This window comes from Nocardiopsis sp. TSRI0078 (genome assembly GCF_001905145.1).
Lineage (GTDB): Bacteria > Actinomycetota > Actinomycetes > Streptosporangiales > Streptosporangiaceae > Nocardiopsis.
The window spans coordinates 19,518-42,867 of the sequence record NZ_LWLB01000013.1; the positions used below are offsets into that span (position 1 = coordinate 19,518).

General features: G+C 72.3%; 15 protein-coding genes. 2 read left to right on the forward strand and 13 right to left on the reverse strand.

Translation table 11 applies throughout. The features are described 5' to 3' along the window. Positions 1-80: 80 nt before the first annotated feature. The 11 genes from A6A08_RS12940 to eccD form a co-directional block, all read right to left on the reverse strand. The gene (locus A6A08_RS12940; RefSeq protein ID WP_073702844.1) at positions 81-1,100 is read right to left on the reverse strand and encodes a LacI family DNA-binding transcriptional regulator; all 1,020 of its coding nucleotides are present in this window, start codon (positions 1,098-1,100) and stop codon (positions 81-83) included. Between the two features lie 343 nt (positions 1,101-1,443). After that, on the reverse strand, positions 1,444-4,746 hold the full coding sequence (locus A6A08_RS12945; RefSeq protein WP_073702845.1) for a right-handed parallel beta-helix repeat-containing protein: 3,303 nt from the start codon (positions 4,744-4,746) through the stop codon (positions 1,444-1,446). Between the two features lie 66 nt (positions 4,747-4,812). Next, the gene (locus tag A6A08_RS12950; protein ID WP_073702846.1) at positions 4,813-6,498 is read right to left on the reverse strand and encodes a hypothetical protein; all 1,686 of its coding nucleotides are present in this window, start codon (positions 6,496-6,498) and stop codon (positions 4,813-4,815) included. A 66-nt stretch (positions 6,499-6,564) separates the two neighbouring features. After that, a complete protein-coding gene (locus A6A08_RS12955) occupies positions 6,565-6,930 on the reverse strand; it encodes a hypothetical protein (protein WP_073702847.1) in 366 nt (121 codons plus the stop codon). Positions 6,931-6,971: 41 nt separating this feature from the next. Further along, positions 6,972-7,310, reverse strand: a complete 339-nt coding sequence (locus A6A08_RS12960; RefSeq protein WP_073702848.1) for a YbaB/EbfC family nucleoid-associated protein — start codon at positions 7,308-7,310, stop codon at positions 6,972-6,974. Next, complete coding sequence (locus A6A08_RS27960; protein WP_158069277.1) at positions 7,201-9,930, reverse strand: hypothetical protein; 2,730 nt, start codon at positions 9,928-9,930, stop codon at positions 7,201-7,203. Before A6A08_RS27960 ends, A6A08_RS12960 begins: the two co-directional genes overlap by 110 nt. A gap of 32 nt (positions 9,931-9,962) precedes the next feature. Continuing rightward, complete coding sequence (locus A6A08_RS12970) at positions 9,963-12,443, reverse strand: hypothetical protein (protein ID WP_073702850.1); 2,481 nt, start codon at positions 12,441-12,443, stop codon at positions 9,963-9,965. A gap of 117 nt (positions 12,444-12,560) precedes the next feature. Beyond that, complete coding sequence (locus A6A08_RS12975; protein ID WP_073702851.1) at positions 12,561-12,863, reverse strand: WXG100 family type VII secretion target; 303 nt, start codon at positions 12,861-12,863, stop codon at positions 12,561-12,563. A gap of 52 nt (positions 12,864-12,915) precedes the next feature. Then, the gene (locus A6A08_RS12980; RefSeq protein ID WP_199866918.1) at positions 12,916-13,242 is read right to left on the reverse strand and encodes a WXG100 family type VII secretion target; all 327 of its coding nucleotides are present in this window, start codon (positions 13,240-13,242) and stop codon (positions 12,916-12,918) included. A gap of 22 nt (positions 13,243-13,264) precedes the next feature. Beyond that, positions 13,265-14,710 (reverse strand): type VII secretion protein EccB, encoded by a 1,446-nt coding sequence (gene eccB, locus A6A08_RS12985; protein ID WP_073702852.1) that lies wholly within the window; start codon positions 14,708-14,710, stop codon positions 13,265-13,267. A 1-nt stretch (position 14,711) separates the two neighbouring features. Then, entirely contained in the window at positions 14,712-16,112 is a 1,401-nt protein-coding gene (eccD, locus tag A6A08_RS12990) for a type VII secretion integral membrane protein EccD (RefSeq protein WP_073702853.1), read from the reverse strand. A 218-nt stretch (positions 16,113-16,330) separates the two neighbouring features. On the opposite strand from eccD, the gene eccCa reads away from it, so the two are divergent. Next, positions 16,331-20,299 carry a type VII secretion protein EccCa gene (gene eccCa, locus A6A08_RS12995; RefSeq protein WP_073702854.1) on the forward strand — a complete coding sequence of 1,323 codons (3,969 nt, stop codon included), beginning with the start codon at positions 16,331-16,333 and terminating at the stop codon, positions 20,297-20,299. Positions 20,300-20,369: 70 nt separating this feature from the next. On the opposite strand, the gene A6A08_RS13000 is transcribed toward eccCa, so the two are convergent. Together A6A08_RS13000 and A6A08_RS13005 are read right to left on the reverse strand one after the other, a co-directional pair. Then, positions 20,370-21,605: a S8 family serine peptidase gene (locus A6A08_RS13000; RefSeq protein WP_073702862.1), complete on the reverse strand. Its 1,236-nt coding sequence runs from the start codon at positions 21,603-21,605 to the stop codon at positions 20,370-20,372. Between the two features lie 424 nt (positions 21,606-22,029). Then, the gene (locus A6A08_RS13005) at positions 22,030-22,569 is read right to left on the reverse strand and encodes a CGNR zinc finger domain-containing protein (RefSeq protein ID WP_199866919.1); all 540 of its coding nucleotides are present in this window, start codon (positions 22,567-22,569) and stop codon (positions 22,030-22,032) included. Between A6A08_RS13005 and A6A08_RS13010 the strand changes: the two genes are divergently transcribed. Continuing rightward, positions 22,495-23,187: a hypothetical protein gene (locus A6A08_RS13010; RefSeq protein ID WP_242422515.1), complete on the forward strand. Its 693-nt coding sequence runs from the start codon at positions 22,495-22,497 to the stop codon at positions 23,185-23,187. The two genes, A6A08_RS13005 and A6A08_RS13010, sit on opposite strands and share 75 nt — an antisense overlap. The last annotated feature ends 163 nt before the right edge of the window (positions 23,188-23,350 follow it).

The following is a 23,350-nucleotide window of genomic DNA, read 5'->3' on the forward strand; positions in this document are numbered from 1 at the left end:
GTGCGTGCGGGCGTTGGGAGGCTGTCGCCGTGGGGGTCTCGCGGTGGGTCGGTTCGACGGGTGGTGGGCGCCTTCCCGGCTCAGGCCGGGGGCGCGACCGTGCCTCCTCGGGTGATCTGGGGCGGGATGAGTTCACTGCGCCCGCCGGGGGCGATGGGTCCTCCCTCCGCGGCCGCGACGGCCAGCCGGGCCACGGCGGAGGACATCCGCTCCACGGGCAGTTCGATCCGGGTCACGTCGAGCCCGCCGAGGTCCTCGGGGAAGCTGCCGATGGCCACCAGGGAGACGTCTCCCGGCACCTCGATCCCGCGTTCCCCGAGGTGGTGCAGGATGCCGGGCACGGCGGCCGGATGCTGGACGGCGAGCGCGGTGGGCGCGTCGCCGGAGTCGAACAGCGCGCCCAGCCGCCGGTGCAGCTCGGCGGGGTCCTCGGAGGAGGGCAGGGTGTGCACGGGGACGCCGAGTTCGGCGGCGGCGCGCTCGGCCCCGCGCAGGCCGCGTACGGAGTAGCTGCGGCCCGAGGCGATGTCCTTCCCGACCGTGGACAGGAAGCACAGCCTGCGGTGCCCGGCGTCGTGGAGCAGGCGCAGCGACGCGGCCGCGGCCTCCTCCCAGTCGAGGTCGGCCCAGGGGGCGGCGTCCTCGTCGGCGGGCCGGCCCAGGACCACCACGGGGAACCCCAGCGCGTCCATCGCGCCGATGCGGGGGTCCTCCATCTCGACGCCCATGATCACCGCGGCGTCGGCGAGCCTGCCGCGTGCCGCGCGTTCCAGTCCGTGCGCTCCGGCGTCGTCGTCGCGGACGGTCAGGAGCAGCAGGTCATAGCCCAGGTTTCCGGCGGCGAGGCTCAGCCCGTGCATGAAGCGCCCGCCGACCGGCAGGTAGCCGGACGAGGACAGTGGCAGGGCCAACGCGATCACGCGGGTGCGGGTGCTGCGCAGGGAGCGGGCTCCCGCGTTGGGGTGGTAGCCCAGCTCGTCGATCGCCGCGCGCACCGCCGTCCGGGTCCGCTCGGAGACCTTGCGCGATCCGCTGAGCACGTAGGAGACCGTGCTCGGCGCCACCCCGGCCGTCGCGGCGACGTCCTTGATGGTCACCATCGCGTGTCCTCCTCCTGCGGTGTCGAAGCGCTTCGACAAACCGGCGTGCACATCCGTCGAATCGATTCGACGGATGTGCACGCCATGCTAGGAAACACTCGCCCCTGTGACAACCCCCACGCCGGAACGGAGGGTTCGGCCACCACCGGCGGGACGGAGGCGGCCGGGGCCCGCACGCCCGAGGACCAGAGCCGGGCGGCCCGTCCGGTCCGCACCATGGCGGTGCCCGCGGCGTACCACAGCGCGGTCCCGCGGCCCTCGGGGGAAGGCGCGCGGACCAGCGCGCGGCGCGGCCGCCTCCGGGGAGCAGCGCCCGTCCGGTGGCCGGGGCCAGCCGTCCGGGTCAGCGGGGCGGGACGTCCTCGGGAAGCAGGGCGGTGAAGTCCTCCCTGGTGGCGTTCCGGACGCCGTTGACCAGGCGGCCCGCCTGCCGGGTGATCATCCGCTCCAGCACCTGGCGCGCGTAGCGGGCGTTGCCGAAGTTCGCGTCGCGCGCCACCCCCGCGAAGTGCTCCCGCAGGGCCGCCGTGGTCGGCTCGCCGCAGGTGTACCCCGAATCCGCCGCCATCCGCTCGACGATGGTGACCAGCTCGTCGTCGCTGTAGTCCGGGAACTCCACCTGGTGGTTGAACCGCGAGGCCAGGCCCGGGTTGGAGTCGAGGAAGCGCTGCATCTCGTGGGTGTATCCGGCGACGATGACCACCGCCTCGTCGCGGTGGTCCTCCATGAGTTTGACCAGGGTGTCGATGGCCTCCTGGCCGAAGTCGTTGCCCGACCCGCGCGGCGCGAGCGTGTAGGCCTCGTCGACGAACAGCACGCCGCCCCTGGCGCGCTCGAACACCTCGGCGGTCAGCTGGGCGGTGTGCCCGACGTAGCGCCCCACCAGGTCCGATCGGGCCGCCTCCACCACGTGGTCGCCGCGCAGCACCCCGAGCGCGTGCAGGAGCTTCCCGTACAGGCGGGCCACGGTCGTCTTACCGGTGCCGGGGGGACCGGCGAACACCAGGTGATGGCTCATCGGCGCCACCGGGAGCCCCATGGCGCGCCGCTGCTGCGACATCAGCAGCAGGTTGGCCAGGTCGTTGACGGTCTCCTTGACGCTCGCCAGGCCCACCATGGCGTCCAGCTCCTCGCGCAGGGCCGCGATCCCGTCGGCCGTGCCGCCGAGCTCCTCCTCAGCCGCCTGCCCGAGGTCCTCGGGCAGCAGGAGGGTGAGCGAGTCCGGGGTGTCGGGGATCGTCCCGCCCAGCCGGAACGCCTGGCGGTCGATCATCTCCTCGAACACCTTGCGGGCCTCACGGCCGTTGCCGAACGCCGGGCCCTTGGGTATCCGCTCGAAGTAGGAGAGCAGTGCCTCCTCGGTCTCGTCCGCCATCCGGTAGCTGTGCGAGCCGCACATCCTGCGCACGATCTCCGCCAGTTCCTCCGGCGCGTAGTTGGCGAACTCGATGGTCCGGCTGAACCGGGAGGCGAGACCGGGGTTGGTGTCCAGGAAGCGCTGCATCTCGTCGGTGTAACCGGCGACGATCACCACGACCTCGTCGCGGTGGTCCTCCATGAGTTTGACCAGGGTGTCGATGGCCTCCCGGCCGAAGTCGGGGCCGCTGCCGCCCTCGCCGCCGCTCGCTAGCGTGTAGGCCTCGTCGACGAACAGCACGCCGCCCTTGGCGCGCTCGAACACCTCGGTGGTCTTGATCGCCGTGCCGCCCACGTACTGCGAGACCAGGTCGGCGCGGGCCACCTCCACCACGTGCCCGTAGCGCAGCACGTCCAGTTCGGCGAGGATCTGCCCGTACAGCCGTGCCACGGTGGTCTTGCCGGTACCGGGCGCGCCGCCGAAGACCAGGTGGCGGCTCATGGGCGGTGTGGGCAGGCCCATCTCCGCCCTGCGCCGGGCCATCTGGTTGCGGGTGACGAGCGTCCTGACCTCGTGCTTGACCCCGGCCAGGCCCACCAGCGCGTCCAGCTCCAGCAGGGGGCCGACCTCCTCGACGTCCTCGTCCCCCTCCTCGGAGACGGAGACCTCCGGCATCGGGACGGGTGCACCCGCCAGGTCGCCGAACGCGTCGGGGGCCCCGTTGCCGCGGCTGAGCAGCTCCGCCGTGCGCATGCTCTCGCTGGCGACGGTCTGGCGCAGCCCGGAGCGGCCGTTGGAGCGCACCGAGCAGTCCTCCACCACCACGTCCTCGGCGGAGTGCACGAGGATGCCGTCGGCGCCGTTGCCGAACACCTCGCACCGCCGCAGCGTGGCGCTCGCCCTCGCCGCCACCAGCACGCCGTTGCGGCGGCCGTTGTACACCCGGGTACGCAGCACCGTCGCCCGGCCCCCGGCGCGCACGGCGACACCGTCGCCCGTGCACTCCGACACGTCGCAGTCGCGCACGTCGGCGGACGCGCCCGAGCCGACCGAGATCCCGGCGTCGCGACCCCCGGAGATCTGCACACCTGCCAGCAGGGGCGCCCCGCCCTCCTCCACGGACACGGCGCTCTTGCCGCTGCGGTCCAGCGTCACGTCCTCCAGGCGTCCGCGTCCGCCCTTGCCGAACACCACGCCCTGTCCCCGGGTGCTGTTGATCGCCGTCCCGCGCAGGAAGGGGGCGCACTCCTCGATCACCACACCGGGACCGGTGGTGTCGCTGATCAGTCCGCGGTCGAACTCCACGACGCTGTCGCCGCCCAGGTTCAGCCCCTGGCCGCCGCGCACGACCAGGCCGAGGAAGGTGGTGGAGGCGCGCTCCCCGGCGTACACGGCGTCGCCGCCCGACTCCGCCACCTCGCAGTCGGTGAAGGTGCCGCGCGCACGTCCCGTCAGGTGGACGGCCACGTCCTTGGAACGCACCACGCGCACCCGCGCCACCTGCGGGTCGGACCCGTTGTGCACGACGACACCGCGCCCGCCCACGTCCTCGAACACGCAGTCCTCCACGACCGGACGGGAACGGCTGGACACCGACAGCCCGTCGCCCTCGGTGTCGTGTACGCGCGCGCCCGACAGCGAGGTGGCCGCGCCCTCCTCCAGGGCCACCGCGGGCTTCTTGGTCCCCGAGATCTCGCAGTCCCGGACCGTGCCCCCGGCCTGTCCGCTGGCGAACACACCGTTGCCCCCGGCGTCCCGCAGTACGCAGGAGCGGAGCGTGGGACGCGCCTGTTCGCCGATCACCACGGCGCTGGTCCCGACCTCCTCGACCACGCAGTCCTCGATGACGCTCGGCCCCGAGGAGGTGATCACCACGCCCGCCCCCGCGGAGCAGGTGACGCGACTGTCGCGCATGGCGAGTGCGCCGCCGCCCCGCACCGACACCGCGGTCCAGGACGCCCCCTCCACCTCGCAGTCGGCCATCTCCAACTGCCCGACGGGGATGTCCACGGCCGGGTAGTCGGCGTGGCGTCCGCGCAGGACCAGGCCGGAGAGCTTGACCGCCTCGGCGGCCGAGACCACGGCGCTGCCGGTACCGGTGGTGATCTCCACGCTGCCGAGGCCGTCGCGGGCCATCAGGGTGACCACGTCGCGCAGTACGAGGCTCTCCTCGTAGCGGCCGGGGGCGATGGTGATGAGGGCGCCGCTGCCGGCGGCCTCGACCGCCTCGGTGATCGTCGCGTGCCCGTCCTGCGCGTCGGCGTCGACGGTGAGGAGCTGCCTGGTCATCGGTGTCTTCCTAAGTCGGGGGAGGGTCGGTGGCGGGGCGGCGCGGGACCGCCCCGCCGGTGGTGGTCAGGAACAGGACGCGCGCACGGCCGATGCGGCCACGTGCGCGCTGGTGTGCTCCTGGTCCGCGAGGGCGTCGGCCCCCGCGTTGGTGAGCTGGACGGTGAACTCCTCCGTGGGGGAGGTGAACCCGGTCACCTGGACCCAGCCGCCCCGGATCTGTGCCTGGTCGAACCCGAAGACCGCCACGGCCGACCCCTCGGCCGCGGGGCCGGAGAAGATCTGGTAGCGGGCCTCCCCGGGGGAGACCCACAGCGGGCTCTCGTCGTCGGGCACGTGGACGTAGAGCTCGCACACGACCCCCGCCTCCCCGGGGGTGAACGTCCACGCGGCGTACTGGCCGTTGCCCCGCTCCGGGTCGCCCGAGACGGGAAGGGCCTCGTAACCGCCGTCGCAGCCCTCCTGCGCGTATCCGCCGGGCCGGGTGGCCCAGCTGGAGGTGCCCTCCGCGCTGTCCCAGCGCCCCGCGTTCGTGTAGGAGGCGCCGGGGGAGGCCTGGCAACCGGGTCCTGCGACGGCGAGGAAGGGCTCGGCCTCGGAGGCTCCCGTCGTCGCGACCGCGTCCTCCAGGACGGAGCCGCCTCCCTCGGAGGGGGGTTGCGGGTCCGCTCCGTGCTGGCCCTCGGCCATCCGGGGCTCGGCGGCCTGGCCTTCGGAGGAGGTGCCCGAGGCGCCTTCGGCGCCCTCGGCGCCCGTGGCGGCCGTACCGCCGGAGCCGTCCCCCGCGGTGTCGGCCAGAGTGGCGTCCTGCTCCTGGCCCGCCGTGCCACCGCCCTCCTGGTTCGCTCCGGTCCCCTCCTCTCCGTCGCCCCCCGATCCGGCGGCCTCAGCGTCCGCGGCGGGCGCGTTCGCGCCGTTCCCGTCCGCCGACGCCTCGGCGGCGGTTCCGTCCCCGCCGGAGGGCACGTCGGCTTCACCGCCTCCGTCCCCGGCAGCGGCCCCGTCCCCGGCACCGTCAGCGGAGGTTCCTTCCCCGATGCCCTCTCCGGACACCGCGGCCTCGGCACCGGGCTCCTCGGCGGCGGGATCCTCGGCGGCGGACTCGCCCGTGGGCGCCGGCGCCGCCTCGGAGCCCTCCTGCGCGGCGGGGGCGGCCTCCACCGGGTTCTCCCCGCCCGTGCCGCCGGTGCCCGGGTCGGGCATCGTCGGGGTCGTGGACCCGTCCCCGACCACCTCGGGGATGTAGCCGGTCTCCTGGGGCGCGGAGCCCTGCTGGGGTGCGGTGCCCGCGTCCGCCTGTGCCGCGGCGACCCCGGACTCACCGCCGCCCGAGGCGTCCGCCTCGGCGGTGCCGGGAGCCTGGCCGCCGACACCGCCCGCACCCGAGGCGAGCGGGGTCGACTCCAGGGTCACCCCGGGCACCCCCGCCGTCATGGCGAAGGGAGCGGCGACCATCAGCAGGCCCGCGATGGCGGCGCCCGCCAGGACGGGTTTGCCCGGGCGGTCCAGGGCCTCCTCCTGGCCCCGCGGTGCGGAGGACTCGCTCAGGGCGCCCGTGATCCGGGGAACGGCCGCGGCCTCCTTCGCGCCCTCGGCGGTCCCGGGAGGGGGAGCGGGCGGGTCGTGTACCGGAGAGCCCGCGGGTTCGCTGGAGGCAGCGCCACCCACTCCACCGGAGAGCACCGACTGGAACTCGGACGCCGGTGTGGGGCGGTCGTCGGCCGCGTCGCGCGCCTGCGCGTTCTCAGACATCGGGACTCCTTCTCGGGAGGACCGCACGGCCGCGGGAGCGGCCGTGCGGAGAGGTGGGGATAGGGGTCACCGGCGTCCTCCGCCGCCGGGGCGGGACCCGTTCGCCGGGTCGATGCCCGAGGCGATGTCCTCGTTCACGCCCTCCGCGCGTCCGTAGTTCCCGCCCATCTGCACGGTGTAGTCCGCCAGGTCCTTCTGGGCGGTGACCAGGAAGTCGATGTACTCGCTGATGGAGGTCCTGAGGACCCCCAGGGACTTGTCCATGTCGTTGGCGAACTCGTCGCCGCTGCCCCAGATGTCGCCCAGTGAGTCCAGCTCGTTGTCCAGCCACTGCCGGAGTTCGTAGGTGTACTCGGCGGTGTCGTGGATCTTCCAGCCGTCCCTGGCCAGGCCCTCGGGGTCGGCGAAGAGGCCGCCGTCGCGGTCCGTCATGGTCGTCTCCTGCTCCTCAGCCGTGGGTGTCGTGGGGGTGCCTACTGCCTCGGGTCGTCGGAGGGGATGCCCAGCCGGTCGAGCAGCTTGAGCGGGTCGAGGTCGCCGTTCATGACCTCCTCCGCGCCGGCCACCTCAGGGAGGAAGGGGCCGTAGGCCTCCGAGACGCGCTCGGCCATCTGGCTCCGCGCCTTGTTGACCACCTCCGTGATGGCGGCGGCCAGCTCGGTGGGGGCCATGTCCCGGTAGGCCTGGGTGTGGAACTTCAGCTCAACCAGTTCCCCCGTCGCGTCCACCTTCGCGCCCACCAGCCTGTTCTTGGCCATGACCTCTTCGGTTGCCGACTCCAGGCTTGCGTTTGCGTCCGCCAGCCGGCCCATCGTCCTGTGAAGCTGTGCCAGTTCCTCTTCCATCTGGCGTTGCATCGGCGAACTCATGCCGGGGTGTTCCCTTCTTGTTCTGACCGGGGACGGGACGTCCCAGTGCGGATCTTTGCCCGTCGGCCGCGGTGCCCCAGACCTTCTCGTCCTCGGAGAGCCAGGTGGAGCGCTGCCGGTCGCGGTTGTTGTCCCCCGCGCCGCTGCCCATACCGCCGCCCATCATGGGCGGCATCATCGGCATACCGCCCATACCGCTCGCTCCGGAGCCCGCTCCGGGCTGGCCGCCCAGTGCTCCCACGCCGCCGACACCGCCGCCCGCGGCGCCCTGTCCGCCGGGAGCACCGGAGGCGCCTCCCGCCGGGTACTGGGCGCCGTCAGGGGTGGTGAAGAGCGAGGAGCGGTCAGAGCTGCCCGGGGCGTCGCCGAGGCCGTCGCCGGAGTAGGGGCCGGGGCTGAGGCCTCCGTAGTTGAGTCCCACGTCGTCGGGTGACTGCAGCGGCGGCAGCGTGTCGGGGATCGGCCCGTCCGGGATGTCGAATCCGCCCGTCACCGGTGCGCCGGTCTCGGGGTCGATCGGGTAGGGCTGCCCGGTGATCGGGTCGATGACGTAGGGCTCACCGGTGACCGGGTTGATCGGTACCTCGGTGTCCGGTCCGAAGCCGGGGCCGTTGAGGCCCAGGTCCGGTGGCGGCAGCGGCGGCTGCAATCCGTATCCGTAGTCGTCCGAGGTGCCGGGGCCGTTGAGGCCCAGGTCGGGCGTGGGCCGCGCACCGTACCCGTAGTCGGTCGGCAGCCCGGTCTGCGGATCGATGCCGACCGGTTCCCCGGTGACGGGGTCGATGGGCAGGGCTTGGCCGGTGGAGGGGTCGTAGTTGATCGGCAGTTCGGTGACGGGGTTGAAGGGGAGTCCGGTCTCGGGGTCGATGGGGAAGGGTTGGCCGGTTTCGGGGTTGATGGGGAGGCCCGTCGCCGGGTCGCGCTCCAGTGAACCGTTGTAGCCCCCCGGGCCGCCACGACCGCTTCCCGGCCCGTTGAGGCCGAGGTTGGGCGGGGGCGGCGGTGGCATGAGGGGGCCGTTCATGCCGGGGGCGGGGCCGTTGTTGGCGCCCTGGTCGAAGCCGGGTCCGTTGAGGCCGAGGTTGGGCGGGGCCGGGGGAGGCGTGAGGGGGCCGTTCATGCCGGGGGCGGGGCCGTTGTTGGCGCCCTGGTCGAAGCCGGGTCCGTTGAGGCCGAGGTTGGGCGGGGCCGGGGGAGGCGTGAGGGGGCCGTTCATGCCGGGGGCGGGGCCGTCGACAACTTCGGGGCTTCCATTGCCCGTGGGTCCGTTGAGGCCGAGGTCCGGCGGGGGAGGCGGGGGCGTCAGGACCTCGTTGAGGTCGGGCCCTCCGTCGCCGAGGCCGTCACCGGTTCCGGGGCCGTTGTATCCCAGGTGCGGCGGCGGCGGTGGCGGCGGCGGTGGAAATTCGAAGTTCTCGAAGGGGTTGTCGAACTCGAAGTTCTCGAAGGGATTGTCGAATTCGAAGTCGCCGAAGGGATTGTTGTTGGGACCGTTGCTCCCCACGCTGCCGGGGGTCTCCGTCGGGAGCGGCCGGGGAGGACGGATGGACTGCAGCGCCGTGTGGATATCGGAGTAATCGTTGACCATCTGTGTGTACAGCGTGTTCGCCGCGTCGTAGACGGTCTTGTAGTGGTCCCGGAACATCTTGTAGAGGGTGTTGTTGACGTTGCTGTCGGTGATGTCGTCACCGACGATGCCGCGTACTTCCCCCTGGGGCGTCCCGTCGTCGCCGGTTCCGGCGGCAACGATCCGGATGTCGAACTGATCGCGTGCTTCGACGAACCTCTCCGTCCCCGCAGCGGTGTTGAAATACCACTTGTCGAGTACGTCCTTGATGGTACCCCCGTACGTGTTGATGGCATTATTGGCGCTTTGGGAGAGTTTATACGTGTTGGTCTTCAGATCCGGCCTGATCTTTTCCAACTCCTTTTTGAAGTCGGGGATCTTGTCGTGGATCTGGGTCAGACGGTACGCGAGGTCCTTGAGGCGGTACTGGTATGCCGACGCGGCCGAACCCGTCATGGGCCCGTCCGGGGTGTCGATCTCCTTCCACAGTTTGTTCAGGCTGCCGCCCTCGTCCCCTCCGATGTAGGGGGTCAGCGCCTTGTACAGGCCGTCCAGTCTGTCGATGGTGTCCTGGAGCCGCTTGAGGTCCCAGTGGTCGGACACCATCTTGTACGTCTCGTAGTCGGCCATGGACGACAGGTTGAGCAGCTGCTGGCGGAACTTGTTCTGCTGGCTGTTGGCGTCCTCCCACAGGTGGTCCTGCATGTCGTAGCCGGCGTAGTCGATGCCGTAGGTCTCGTAGGAGTAGGAATAACCCCCATAGCCGGACATGTATGCGGTGTAGTAGTCCTTGTAACTCCACCAGCGGTCCGTGTCGCCCCATTCGAAACCGATGAAGGGCTTGGTGTCCTCGTGGAAGTGGTAGCGGCCGCCGTCCACCCACCGAGGTTCGGTCACCTTGCTGATGGGTTCCATGGGACCGTAGTCTTCTCCGCCGTTGTTGGCGAAGATGTTCATGATCTCGTGCAGCTGTTTTTCAGGAACTTCTTCGGGCATACTGACCTCCCCCGGTGTATCGAGCTTCAGGCTTAGGACTCGCTGTTTTCCTCGTCTTCGTCCTCGTTGTTGCCGTTGCCGTTGGCGTAGCCGTTGCCATAACCGCCCGAGCTGGACGTGCCACCCGTGCCCGAGCCGATCAGGTTGTGGATCTCCTGGGCCGTGAGGCTCTGCTCGTCCTCGAGGTCGACGAAGGCGATGAGGTTCTCCGAGAGCCTGTCCTCGATCTCGGTCAGCTCCAGCTGCAGGTCACTGAGGAACTGGTAGATGTTTCCCATCGAGGTGTCGATCTTCCCCGCGAGCCTTCCGGCTATCGGAAGCCCCTCGGGGTTGCCGAGCCGGTGGTAGCCGCTTCCCTTGCTTCCGCCAACCCCCTCGTACACCGAGAACTCCGTGAGCTGGGCATCGACCTCTTCGCGGAGGGGGGTCACGATCTTCTCGCGGAAATCCCTGATCCTGTCGAGATCGATCTTGGTGCCCTCATCACCCTTGCCGTTCCCGACCCGCCCGTTGTCGTTCCCGTTGTCTTCGCCCTGACCGTTGCCGTTCCCCCCGTCCTCCTCTTCCTCGTCCTCCCGGGTTTCCTCGTCCCCGTCTTCCTCTTCTTCGTTCTCTTCGTCCTCGTCGTCGCCCTGAGCCTCGGTCCGGGCCCTGCTCGTGCCCTCGTCCTCTGGGGTGCCCGTTTCGGAGTCGTCGTCGGGGGCGCCGGAGGAGGTCACCGCGGGCTGGTCGGTCACTTCGGTGGGTTCGGTGCGGAGTTCGTCCGAGGTCGCTTCGGTGGGTTCGCCGGGGGTGTCGCTTGGTTCTTCGGCGGTACCGAGAGTCGGTTCGGTGCGGAGTTCGTCCGGGACCGCTGCGATGGGCTCGGCGGGGGTGTCGCTCGGTTCCTCGACGGGGGGTTCTATGAGTTCGGTCGGTTCGGGGGTCGACGTGTCCCCGGCCTGGGTGTCGCTCGGTTCCTGCACGGGGGGCTCGGTCACCTGGACCGGTTCCCCGGGCACCTGCTCCTCGTCGGAGGCGCCCTGCTCCTCCTGGGGAGCGCCTCCCCTCACCGGAGGCGGGGTGGTGCCCACAGGAACGCCGTGTGCTCCGCCACCGACCGGGTCGGGTCCGCCGGAGCGGTCGGGGTGGTGGTTCTCCCCGTGGTCGGAGGAGCCCTCCTCACCGGGTGTGCTCTCGACCTCGGTGTCCCCGCCGCCGGTCCTGCCACCTCCGGCCTGCTCCTCGTCGCCGGACTGGCCGTCCTGGTCGGTCCTTCCGCCGCCGTCCTCGCGGTCCTGGCCTGACTCCTCGTCGCCGTCCTCGCCGTCCCCGTCCTTCTCGGAGACGGTGATCAGGCCGGTCTCGGGGTCGACCTCCACGTTCCCGTCACCGGGGTCGAAGGAGACCTCGCCGGTCTCGGGGTCCAGGGTGAGCCGCAGGTCGCCGATCTCGATCGTGGTGGGGAGGGCCTCGTCGCCGTCGCCCGGGCCGGTCGTCTCGATCCCGACGGTGCCCTCGGACGGATCGATGGTCAGGCTCAGGTGCCCGGCCTCGACCGTGACCGGCGCCGCCTCGGGGTCGAGGGGCACGTCCCTGTCACCGGGTTCGATGCTGATCGTGCCGGTGCCGGGATCCAGGACGAACCTGAGCTCGCCCGCCTCGACGGTGGTGACGCCCGTGTCGGGGTCGAGGGTCACGACCGGCGCCCCGTCGATCTCGGAGGCGGTCTCGAAGGCGGGGTCGTCGGCGTCGGCGGAGATGGGCTCCACACCGGAGACGGGTTCCGTGACCTCGGTGACCTGGGGGGTCGACGGCTCCAGCAGTTCCCCGAACTCGGGGTCGTCGGCGTCGGCGGAGATGGGCTCCACACCGGAGACCGGTTCCATGGCCTCGGTGACCTGGGGGGTCGACGGCTCCAGCAGCTCCCCGGGCTCGACCGCCGTGGTCGCCGGCGGCTCCGCGAGCACGGCGGGCTCCGTCGGCACGGTCTCGGGGAGGGTCGTCTCGCCTTCGAGTAGGGCCGTCTCCTCGGAGGGCACCCCGGCGGAGACGTTCTGTCGTTCGAGGAGCGTGGTCGGCTCCCCCCGGGCCTGCTGTTCGAGGAGCGTGGCCGGCTCCCCCCGGACCGCCGGGTCGGGTGTTTCGCCCCGGTGGACCTCCTGGCCGGAGATGTCCCCGGACTCGGGGGAGGCCACCGCGACGGTGTGCCGTGCCTCGCCGTCGAACAGGAGCGAGGAGGCGCTGTCCCCGTCCCGCCGCGCGCCGAGGAGCATGACACCGTCGTCGCCGACGGTCACCTCGGAGTCGCCCGGGTCGAGCACCGCCTCCTGGGTGGCGGTGTCCACCTCGACCGAGGAGGCTCCGTGCCGGAGAAGGAGCAGCCCGCTGGCCAGGTCCACACTGACCGGTGCGGACTCCGACCGGTTCGTGTCGGTGCCCTGCTCCTGGAGGGTGGTGTCCTCCTCGGGGTCGGTCGGGTCCGGCTCCTCTCCGGAGAGGGCAGCACGGAAGTCGAAGAGGGGGGGCTCCACGTCAGGACCTCCTCACCGCCCGCAGGGCGGTCGTTCGTCTGGATCGTCGGGGGTGGGGCGGGGCGGGCGCGCCGAGGGGAGTGGTGGGTCGCGCCCGCCCCTGGGAGGGGAGGCGGACTACAGCAGGGCCTGCCAGTTCATGGCCTCGCGCCCGTCGGTGGAGGCGTAGTTGTTGCGGATCTCGTTCAGGGCCGCCTCGGCCTTGCCCAGCAGGAGCTGCATGTCGGCGACGTTGGCCCGCCAGGACGCGACCTTGCGGTCGTACTCCGCGGCCATGGCACCGTCGAGGTCCGCCTTGACCACCTGCATCTGGGAGTCGAGCGACTCGATCTGGTCCTGCACGGCCTTCGTCTGGGTGCGCAGCTCGCTGGTGGCCTCGTCGACGTAGGCGTAGCTGACGTCGAAACCGTTGATGGTCATGGACTCGCCTTCCGGAGAGGGGCTTGTGGGGGTGGGGAACGGCTGCTCGGCCTCAGCCGGGCTGGTTCGGGTTCAGCTCGCTCATCCACCGCGAACCGGTGATGATGGCCGCGTCCTCGGTGGCGTGCATGGCGTGGACGGTGCCGCCGAAGGTGTCGATCATCCGGTTCATGTCGTTGGTGATGAGCCGCAGCTCATCCAGCCAGCCGGTGATCGCCTCGCTGTACTTGTTGGAGGCCGCGCCCTGCCAGGACATGCGCAGCCTGTCGCGCGTGCTGTCCACGTTGGTGTAGATGGTGTCGCAGTTGCCGTGGGCCTCGGTCATCGCGTCCTGGGCGATGCGCTCGGCCTCGTCTGTGGTCCTTGTCCTCTGGTTCACAGGGTCTCCTCTGTTCGTTCCATCAGGGGCAACCGGCGTCCTCGGCGGTGTGCGGGGGCGCCAGGGGGAGGGCGGCCGCCTCCGGGTCGAGCACCGGCCCGGAGGGAAGCAGCCTCAGGAGGGAGGTCGGGACCGGAACGGCCTGGCCGGTCTGGTAGCCGAGCGCGGCCAGGGCGGCGTCGTCGAGCACCGGGTACTTCGCCGCGCTGTCGGTGACGAGGTAGTGGGTGGTGGAGGCTCCTCCGCCGCCCACGGGCTGGGCCGCGGCGACGGCTCCCCGGCCGGAGGCGATGCCGACCAGGTCGGGGGTCGGGCATCCCGGGACGATCCCGGGCTGCTCCTGCACCGGCCACGCCTCCACCCCGGCGGGGTCGTCCATGGTCAGCGACAGCGAGCCGTCGGGGTCCAGTCGCAGGCACGGAACGCTCGAACCGGTTCCGACCAGGGTCGGAGGGGACGCCGGGTGCCGGTCCTCCCGCGGACCGGAGCCCTCGGCCAGCCGGGCGTGCGCCTCTCCCGCGGGCAGGGGCAGCGCCTCGGGAGGACTGTCGGGGTAGGCGGCGCCGGAGACGTCGGGGTCGGCGAGCAGCAGCAGCGCCTGCGTCGTGGTGAGCGGCACCAGGCCGTCCCGGGTGAGCAGGTAGTGCTGGACGTCCTGCTCGGCGGCGGACACGGCGAACACCTGTCCCACGCGCCGGGGCTCGCCCGCCGACGCGCCCGCGTCCTCGCCGGCGCCCGGGACCTCCGGCGCGGTCAGGTCCGGGCCCGTGGGCACGGTGTTGAGGAACGCGGAGGTGACGGGCAGGGCGTCGCTGGTCCCGTAGCCGAGGGCCTGAACCGCGCCGCCCTCCTCGTCCAGGCGCAGGCGGGTGCCGTTCCACAGCAGGTGCGGGGCGCCGTCCGGACCGGAGACCAGGACCGCCTGCTCCGCGGAGGGTGAGACGGGCGCGGGGGCGTCGCCGACCACCAGGGCCGTGCGGCCGCGCTCCCCCTCCGCGTCCTCGGGCAGCAGCGCGCACACCCGCCAGACCGACTCCTCCAGTCCCGCTTCCGTGGGCAGGGCGTCGGGCGCGCCGGCGATGCCCACGGGTCCGCCCACGGGGACGCCCTCCAGGGACCTGGCCGAGACCAGGCTCACGGCGGCGTCGGCGCCCTGGATCAGGCGGGCCGAGGCGTTGTTGTCCACGGGGCGCAGCACCCCGGAGGAGTAGAGGTAGGAGGCCCCGGTGCCGCGGTCCACGATCAGCCGCCCCTCCTGGCGCCAGCTGGTCGCGCTCCCGGGGAAGATGAGGCCGAACACGAGGAAGCCGATGCACAGCACCGCGGCGATCGCGACGCCGATGTAGGTGCCGGTGCGGGTGCGGCGCATGGGGGCGTCGACCGCGTCGGGGTCGCCCTCCAGCATGGCCGTGCCCAGCCGGCCCACGGTGAAGTTGTGGGCCATCACCCTGTCGCGACGTGACTGCATGTCAGCCGCCGATTCCGCGCAGGAGCGAGAACACGCCGAAACCGGCCAGGACCAGGGGCACGATGGCCACCGTCAGCAGCGACTGGATGATCTCGGCGGCCCGGCCCCAGTGGGGCAGGGGGCGCGTTCCCGGCAGGTTCCACGACACCACCGCCAGGATCGCGGAGGCGGCGAACAGGCCCGCCATCGCGAGTGTTCGGGGCAGGGGCTCGGCCGTCCACACCAGGGTCAGCACCAGCGCCGTCAGTCCGATCCAGGGCGGTGCGACCACGAACGACCGCTGCCAGGCCCCGGCCAGCCCGCGTGACTGGAGCAGCATCACCAGCGACACCACCACGCACAGCGTGACCGGCACCCACCCGGGGGAGGCGGCGAGCACGACCAGGCAGGCCGCCAGGACGGCGCCGGTGGACGCGTACAGGGCGGTCTGGAACCGGTCGGCCAGCGCGGCGCGGTCCAGGACCCCGCGCGCCGGGTAGGGCTCGATGCCCTCCTGGAGCTGATCGGGGTTGGAGGGCAGCGGCGGCAGCTTCAGGCCGGAGAGGCGGAAGGCCAGCTGGGGGGCGAACGTGCCCAGGAGCAGCGCGATGAGAGCCACCATCCCCGCCACGGCCGGGGCCACGGCGCCGGGGACGAACATCAGGGCCAGCGCGCCCAGCGCGCACAGCACCTCGGCGGTGAACAGGCCGGCGAAGAAGGGCACGGAGCCCGCCACCACCGCCAGTCCGAGCACGCTGGCCCCCGCAGCGGTCACGGCACCCGTGAGCACGCGCGCTCCGGTCAGGACGGTTCCGGGGTCGCCGGAGGGCACGGACGCCCCGGCCACCGCCATGTACAGGGTGGCCGCCGCGGCCAGGCCGGTGGCGGCGGTCAGGTCGCCCATGGCGCGCGAGGCCGCCCAGGCCGACAGCAGCATGAGGATCGCGGAGCACGCGGCGGACACCGCGGTCAGGAGTCCGGTGCCGCCGCTGACCAGGACGGCCAGGCCGGTGAACAGCACGACCAGGCCCAGCGCCTGGAGCAGGACGCGCGTGGACTCGGGGCGCCACCTGTCGGAGCGCTCGCCCATGCCGGTCGCGACGCCGTCGGTCAGGTCGTCGAAGTGCACCGGCGGCAGCTGGTCGCGGCGGGGGCGCAGGTAGAGGGTCTCGCCGTGGCAGAGTCCCAGGGAGCGGAGGGTCTCGTCCTCCTCCAGGGGTTCGTCGCCCAGTTGCTGGAGGACCCATCCGTCGTGCTCCAGGCCGCTCTCGTCCAGGTCCTCGCCGTTGTCGCCCTCGGCGTAGAGCACGAGGGTGGGAAGGATCTCGGAGAGGGGGACCTCGGTGGGCGCCGCGATCTCGAAGGAGCGCCCGGGGGCGCGGATCAGCAGTCGGCACAGGTCCGGGGAGGCGACATCGTTCATCCGGTGGGGCCCATCATGAGGCGGGGTCGTGACAGGAGCGGAAGTGACGGTAACACTCCGACGGCCCATTTTGGAGGTGTGTTGTTTTAAATTTTGGTATCTGTCACTTTGATTGGCAATAGTAGTGTTCTGCTTCCGGCGTCCGGGTCTGGATACCGGTTGCGGTCCGGGTTTCCGGACCGCTCCCCGTTGTTGCCTGCAAGGGAGGCCCCCGCCCCGTGAGTACGATCCTCGTCCGCCGCCCTCCGCGGCGTCCCGGGCCGGACCTGCCCTCAGGCGAGGTCAGCCTCCAGGAGCCCCCGGAGCTGCCCGAGGCGCAGGCCAACGTTTCGGCGGTGTTCACCTACCTGCCGATGGCCATGACCTCGATGGCGATGGTCCTGCTGTTCATCCGTCCCGGCGCGACGGGAGGGGGAGGCAGCTCCGTCATGCCCTACCTGGCGGGCGGGATGATGCTCGTGGGCGCCGTGGTCATGCTCGGCGGCCAGTACCTGCGCACCATGCTGGAACGCCGCCGCCAGCTCAACGACGACCGCCGCGACTACCTGCGCTACCTCAAGCAGATGCGCACCCGCCTGCGGGGAGTGGTCACCGAGCAGCGCGACGCGATGCTGTGGCGGGCGCCCCACCCGGACGCCCTGTGGTCGATCGTGCGCACCTCCCGGCTGTGGGAGCGGCGGGGCACAGACGACGACTTCGCCGAGGCGCGCATGGCCGTGGGCGAGCAGGCACTGTCCATGGCCATCTCCCCGGTCTCCTCCAAGCCGGTGGAGGACCTCGAACCCCTCAGCGCCCACGCGCTGCGCCGCTTCATCCGCGCCTACGGAACCGTCGAGGACCAGCCGGTCCAGATCTACCTGCGCGGATACTCCCGCATCACCATGCGCGGCGACCTGGACGCCGGCCGCGGCCTCGTCCGCGCCCTCCTCGGCCAGCTCACCGTCTTCCACGCCCACGACGAGCTGCGCGTCGCCGTGTGCGCCTCCGCCGAGTCCCTGCCCCTGTGGTCGTGGGCCAAGTGGCTGCCCCACAGCCAGCACCCCACCGCGCGCGACGGCGCGGGCCAGGCCCGGCTGCTGTGCACGGACGCGATGGAGCTCGAACAGCTCGTCGCGGACCTGGCCGACCGCCCCCGCTTCGACCCCACCGCCGCCCCCAGCCGCGAGGAGCCCTTCACCGTCATCGTCGTGGACGGCGGGCGCATCCCCCCGGGGTCGCGCATGCTGGGCGGAGGCTACCGCAACGCCGTCGTCATCGACGTCGCCGACCCGATGCCCCCCGAGGACGACCCCTACACCCTGGCCCTGCGGGTGGAGTCCGAGCGCCTGGTGATGCTCTCGCGCGACCACAGCGGCCGCGACACCGAGGAGGTGCTGGGCAGGCCCGACTCCCTGAGCCTTCCCCGCGCCACCTCCCTGGCCCGCCTGCTCTCGCCCTACCGGATCGGCATGGTCGTCGAGGTCACCGAGCCGCTCACCACCGACTTCGAGCTGACCACGCTCCTGGGCATCTCCGACCTGCACCGGCACGACTCCGAGCGCATGTGGAGCGAGCTGCACGAGAAGGACCGGCTGCGCGTGCCCATCGGCATGAACGCGGACGGAGCGCCGCTGGAGCTGGACCTCAAGGAATCGGCGCTGGGCGGCATGGGCCCGCACGGCATGCTCATCGGCGCCACCGGCTCGGGCAAGAGCGAGCTGCTGCGCACCCTGGTGCTCGGCCTGGCCCTGACCCACTCCTCCGAGACCCTCAACTTCGTGCTCGTCGACTTCAAGGGCGGCGCCACCTTCATCGGCCTCGACAAGCTGCGGCACACCTCCGCGCTCATCACCAACCTGGCGGACGAGGCCATCCTGGTGGACCGCATGCAGGACGCCCTGCACGGCGAGCTGGTCCGCCGCCAGGAGCAGCTGCGGGCCGCGGGCAACTTCAGTTCGGCCCTGGAGTACGAGAGGGCCCGCGAGACCAACCCGGACATGGAGCCGATGCCCACGCTGTTCGTGGTCGTCGACGAGTTCAGCGAGCTGCTCGCCGCCCACCGCGACTTCATGGACCTGTTCGTGATGATCGGGCGCCTGGGCCGCAGCCTCGGCGTCCACCTCCTGCTGGCCTCCCAGCGCCTGGACGAGGGTCGCATGCACCAGCTGGAGGGCCATCTGTCCTACCGGATCGCGCTGCGCACCTTCTCCGCCATCGAGAGCCGCGGTGTGCTCGGCGTCCCCGACGCCCACCAGCTCCCCTCCTCCCCCGGCAACGGCTACCTCAAGACCGACACCGAGACCCTCACCCGCTTCAAGGCCGCCTACGTCTCCGGTCCCTACCGGGTCAAGCGCCGTGCCGCCCGCAGGAACACGGTCGGCGGCGAGGTGGTGCTCTTCTCCGACACCCCCGTGGCCGCGAACGCCCCCGAACCCGAGCGGCCCGAGGCCCAGGAGGAGGAGAGCGGCGAGTCCCTCCTCGCGACGGCGCTGGCGCGGATGGACGGCCTCGGTCCGGCGGCCCGCGAGGTGTGGCTGCCCCCGCTGGAGGTGCCGCCGCTCGTGGACGAGCTGCTCGCCATGGTCGACATCCGCCTGCCCGCGGGCGGTCTGGCCTGGCGGAACAAGGGGACCACCCTGCGCGTGCCGCTGGGGATCATCGACCGGCCCTTCGAGCACAAGCGCCTGCCGCTGGTCGCCGACCTGACCGGGGCCGGCGGACACGTCGGCATCGCCGGCGGCCCCCAGAGCGGCAAGAGCACCATGCTGGCCACGCTCATCCTCACCCTGGCGGTGTGCAACACCCCCGCCCAGGTCCAGTTCTACGGGATCGACTGCGGCGGCGGCGTGCTGACCTCGCTCAAGGACCTGCCGCATGTGGGCAGCGTCGTCACGCGTACCGACGAGCGGCGCATCACCCGCACCGTCATGGAGATGAACGAGCTGCTCACCCGGCGCGAGACGTTCTTCGCCGAGCACGGCATCGACTCCATGGGCACCTACCGCAGGCGCCGCGCCGCCGGGGAGTTCGCCGACGAGCCCTACGGCGACGTCTTCTTCGTCATCGACGGCTGGGGCACCATCCGCCAGGACTACGCGGACCTGGTCGGGCCCATCGTCCAACTCGTGCAGCGCGGCCTCAACTACGGACTGCACATCGTGGTCGCCTCCCCGCGCTGGGCCGATTTCCACACCGGTGTCCGAGACCTGATGGGCACCCGCTTCGAACTGAGGATGGGCGACCCCGTCGACTCCATGGTCCACATGCGCGCGGCGCAGACCGTGCCCCGCGTGCCCGGGCGCGGCATCACCGACACCAAGCACCACCTCCTCACCGGCCTGCCCCGTGCCGACGGCAACGCCGACTCGGTCTCGCTGTCCGCGGGCATGACCGAGCTCATCGACCGCGTGCGCGCGGCCTGGACCGGACCGCCCGCCCCGCCGGTGCGCACGCTGCCCCCGCTGCTGCGCGCCAACGAGCTGCCCGGCTCCAGGCTCACCAAGGCGGGCGGCCTGAAGGTGCCCCTGGGCCTGGAGAGCCGTCGGATGCAGCCGTTCTGGCACGACTTCGGCGTCACACCGCACCTGCTCGTGGTCGGCGACACCGAGACCGGCAAGACGACCCTGCTGCGCCACATCACCAACGCGATCCGCAGCCACTACGGTCCGACCACCGCCCGGGTCGTCCTCGCCGACCAGCGCCGCCAGCTCTACGACGCCGTACCCAAGGAGATGCAGCTGGGCTACGCGGTGTCGGGCGAGAACGTCAAGGAGATGATGGCCGCCGCCGCGCAGGCCATGAAGGCGCGCCTGCCCGGACCCGACATCACCCCCGACCGCATCCGCAAGCGCGACTGGTGGACCGGCCCCGAGCTGTTCATCGTCATCGACGACTTCGAGATGGTCTCCGGCAGCGGGCCCAACCCGCTGGCCCCGCTCCTGCCGATGCTCAGCCAGGGCGCGGAGATCGGCATGCACGTGGTGCTCGTGCACGCCGCGGGCGGTTTCAGCCGGGCCTCCTCCGACCCCGTCATCCGGTCGCTCATCGACTCCAACACGCCCAGCATCATGCTGTCCGCCCCGCCCTCCGAGGGCATGCTGTTCGGCAACATCCGGGCGCGGACGATGCCTCCGGGCCGCGCCCTGTGGATCTCGCGCCGCGATCCGGTGGAGGTGCAGCTGGCCATCGCCGAGGACGCCGAGGACTGAGCCCCCGCGGCGGGACGCGGAAAGGGGCCCGGGGCACACCATGTGGTGCGCATCGGGCCCCTTCCGCGCGTCAGCGCACCGGTTCGCCGGGGGCGGCCGGACGCCAGCCGCGCGCGCGTCCGCGCTTGACCACCGCCCCGCCCAGGCCGCACAGCACGATGAGCAGGAGCGCGGCGGACACGACGGCCGCCGTGGGCGGCGCGTCCACCGAACCCTCGGGAGAGGGGTCGGGGACGAACCCCTCGCCCGCCACCCCGGCGGGGGTGCCGCCCGGGGCGATGGCCAACGCCGCCAGCGGGTCGACCCGGCCGTGTCCCGACAGCGGGTCCGCGTCCCCCCGCGGGGAGGCGTAGGCCGTGGTGGTCAGCCGCTCGCGCACCTGCTCGGCGCTCAGGTCCGGCTCCCGCGCCATGAGCAGGGCCGCGGCCCCCGCCACGAACGCCGCGGCCACGCCGTCGCCCGCGGTGGCCACGTGGCCACCGCCCGGGCCGGTCCCCACCACCCGGTCGCCCGGCGCGGTCAGGTCCACGCGGGCCAGGTCGCCGCTGGGCAGGACCAGCGGGCCCTGGGCCACGGGCACGCCCTCCACGTCGTGCGCGGCCACGCTCAGCACCGCCGCGTGCTGGGCGGGGTGGCCCGGCATCGGCCCCCGCGACGTGGGGACCGTCGCCGGGGCCACGACCAGCGCGTCGGCCTCCTCGGCGGCGGCCACCGCGGACTCCAGGGCCGCGGACCCCTCCCACGCGCCCGTGCCCACCAGGACCACGCGGGCCCCGGAGTCCACCGCGCCTCCGATCCCGGCGGCGACCTCCTGCGAGGTGGCCAGACCGGTCCGGGGATCCCCCGTCGCCACGGCCGTCACCGACGCGCCCGGTGCCACCCCGAGCAGGCCGCTGCCCTCCACCCGGCGGGCGGCGACCACGCCTGCCAGCGACGTGCCGAACCCGAGGCAGTCGGTGGACTGCCCGCCCTCCACGGCGCCGGCCAGCGCGGGGGCGCCGCCGTCCACCTCCGGGACCAGCAGCGCCACGCCCGCCCCCTCGCCGGTGCTCAGTTCGTGGGCACGCGACAGGCCGAGGAAGTGGTGGGTCCAGGGGGTCTGCTCCACGACGTCCCCGCCGGCGGCCACACACGGCTGGCTGTCGCCCTTGAAGGGGTGGACCTGCGTGAGCGAGACGGGGTCCTGGGGCGTCTCGGCCGCCGCCGGAGCCGCCGGGAGGGGGGCGAGGAGTCCCAGGGCCAGCGCCGCGGCGGCGGTGCGGCGGCGCCTGGAGCGGGCCGTCCCCGGATCGTTGTGTGCGGTCACCTGCTGTGTGCTCCAGACTGTCTGGGGGTCCTCGGGGTGCTCCGCGTCCGGTGGGGCGACCCGGGCGGGGCGCGGGGGTGCGTCCTCCCGCGCGGAGGCCGTGCGCGGGGGGAGGGGCACGGGGGAGGTCCCGTTCCTACGCCGGCCTCCCCGCGATGCGCCGTTTCCGGGACCTGTTCACAGCCGTCCCGTCGGGGCCCTTCCGCGCTGGACGGGACTGTGGTCGTCGCCGCGAGAGGGGCCGCTGTCCGTGCGGGCGGGGCCTCGGGTGGGAGGGCCGACTGCGGTAGCGTACTCGGTTTCCCGTGTACGTTCCATGAGCGTCCGGTGACGGGCCCGCGTCGTTTCCCGGTTCATCGCTGTCGGGGCGCCGCTGGTGACCACGTCGGTCACGGCCCGCGCCACGTGCTTGCCCAGGTAACGATCACTCCGCTGATCCGGGGTTTTTGCGCTGGTTGGCCTTGAAGCGCGCTTTCTTCTGCCGATTCCCGCACGTGTTCATGTCACACCATTTGCGGGTGCGGCTCTGGCTGGTGTCGAAGAAGGCGGCTTGGCAGGTCGGTGATGCGCACAAGGCCAGTCTTCCGTCCCGTTCGCCCGCGATGACGCTGATCGCGTCGGCTGCGATCACGCTGAGGGCGTCTTCCACGCGGGAAGCCGAGCTGAGCCGCCATCGCCGCTCGCCCCCGGACGTCAGGACCGCCGCGGCCCGCCCCTGAGCGCTGCGGTCATTGATGACGTGGACGGCAGAGGCGGGGAGGGCGTGCCGCAACGCGGCCGCCGTCGCGGCGGCGTGGATCGACTCCCTCAGCTCCCGGGCGAGGTCGAGCTGGGCGGTGGTGCAGGAGTCCACGGCGAGGCCGTTCACCGCCAGCCAGTCGACGAGCCGGTGCGGCGTGGGGATGCGCTCCACGGCGTTGCCACGCCGCTCCGTCAGGGTCGCCGTGAAGCTGGTCGCCAGCACGTTGCCGAGGCGGAAGTCAGGGAACTCGGCATCACCACGGTCCTCGGCGGCAGGTTCCCGGCGCACGTCCTCGGCATCCACACGACGTTCGCGAAGGCCCCGCCCGGGCTGACGGCGGTCGAGCGTAGGTGGACCGAGGAAACCCGCGATTTCCGGCGCCACCGCGCGGCGTACGCCAAGCAGCAGGCGACCCGGCCGCAGACCATCGGCTGCTCGCTCGTCGACTCACCGGTCGGGCTTCTCGCCTGGCTCCTCGACAAGTTCGCCGAGTGGTCGGACACCGAGGACAGCCCGTTCGAGACGATTTCCAGAGACCGCGTTCTCGACAACGTCACCCTGTACTGGCTGACGCGGACCGGCGCGTCGTCGGCCCGCATCTACTACGAGAGCCACAACTCGCTGGACCCCGAACTCCGGGTCGACGTCCCGTCGGCGATCAGTGTCTATCCCCGCGACATCGAGAAGTATCCGCGCCCCTGGGCGCAGGAGCGGTACCGGCAGATCGTCCGATGGAGGGAGCCCGAAACCGGGGGGCACTTTCCGTCGCTGGAGGTTCCCGGGTATTTCGTCAAGGACCTGCGAGAGGGCCTCGCGGCGGTGCTGGCCGCTCATCGGTGAACGCGGCCTGGCGAAGACGGCGTGGAGCATGTCGGGGTCTTCCGGACGCTGGACCCCGGCGCCCGCCCGCAGGCGCCCCCGACCGCCCCCTCGACTGCGAAGAGCCCGTTTCCCTCCGGAGCAGGGGCTCCGCGGAAGGAGGGACGAGGGCTCCGCGGGTCGC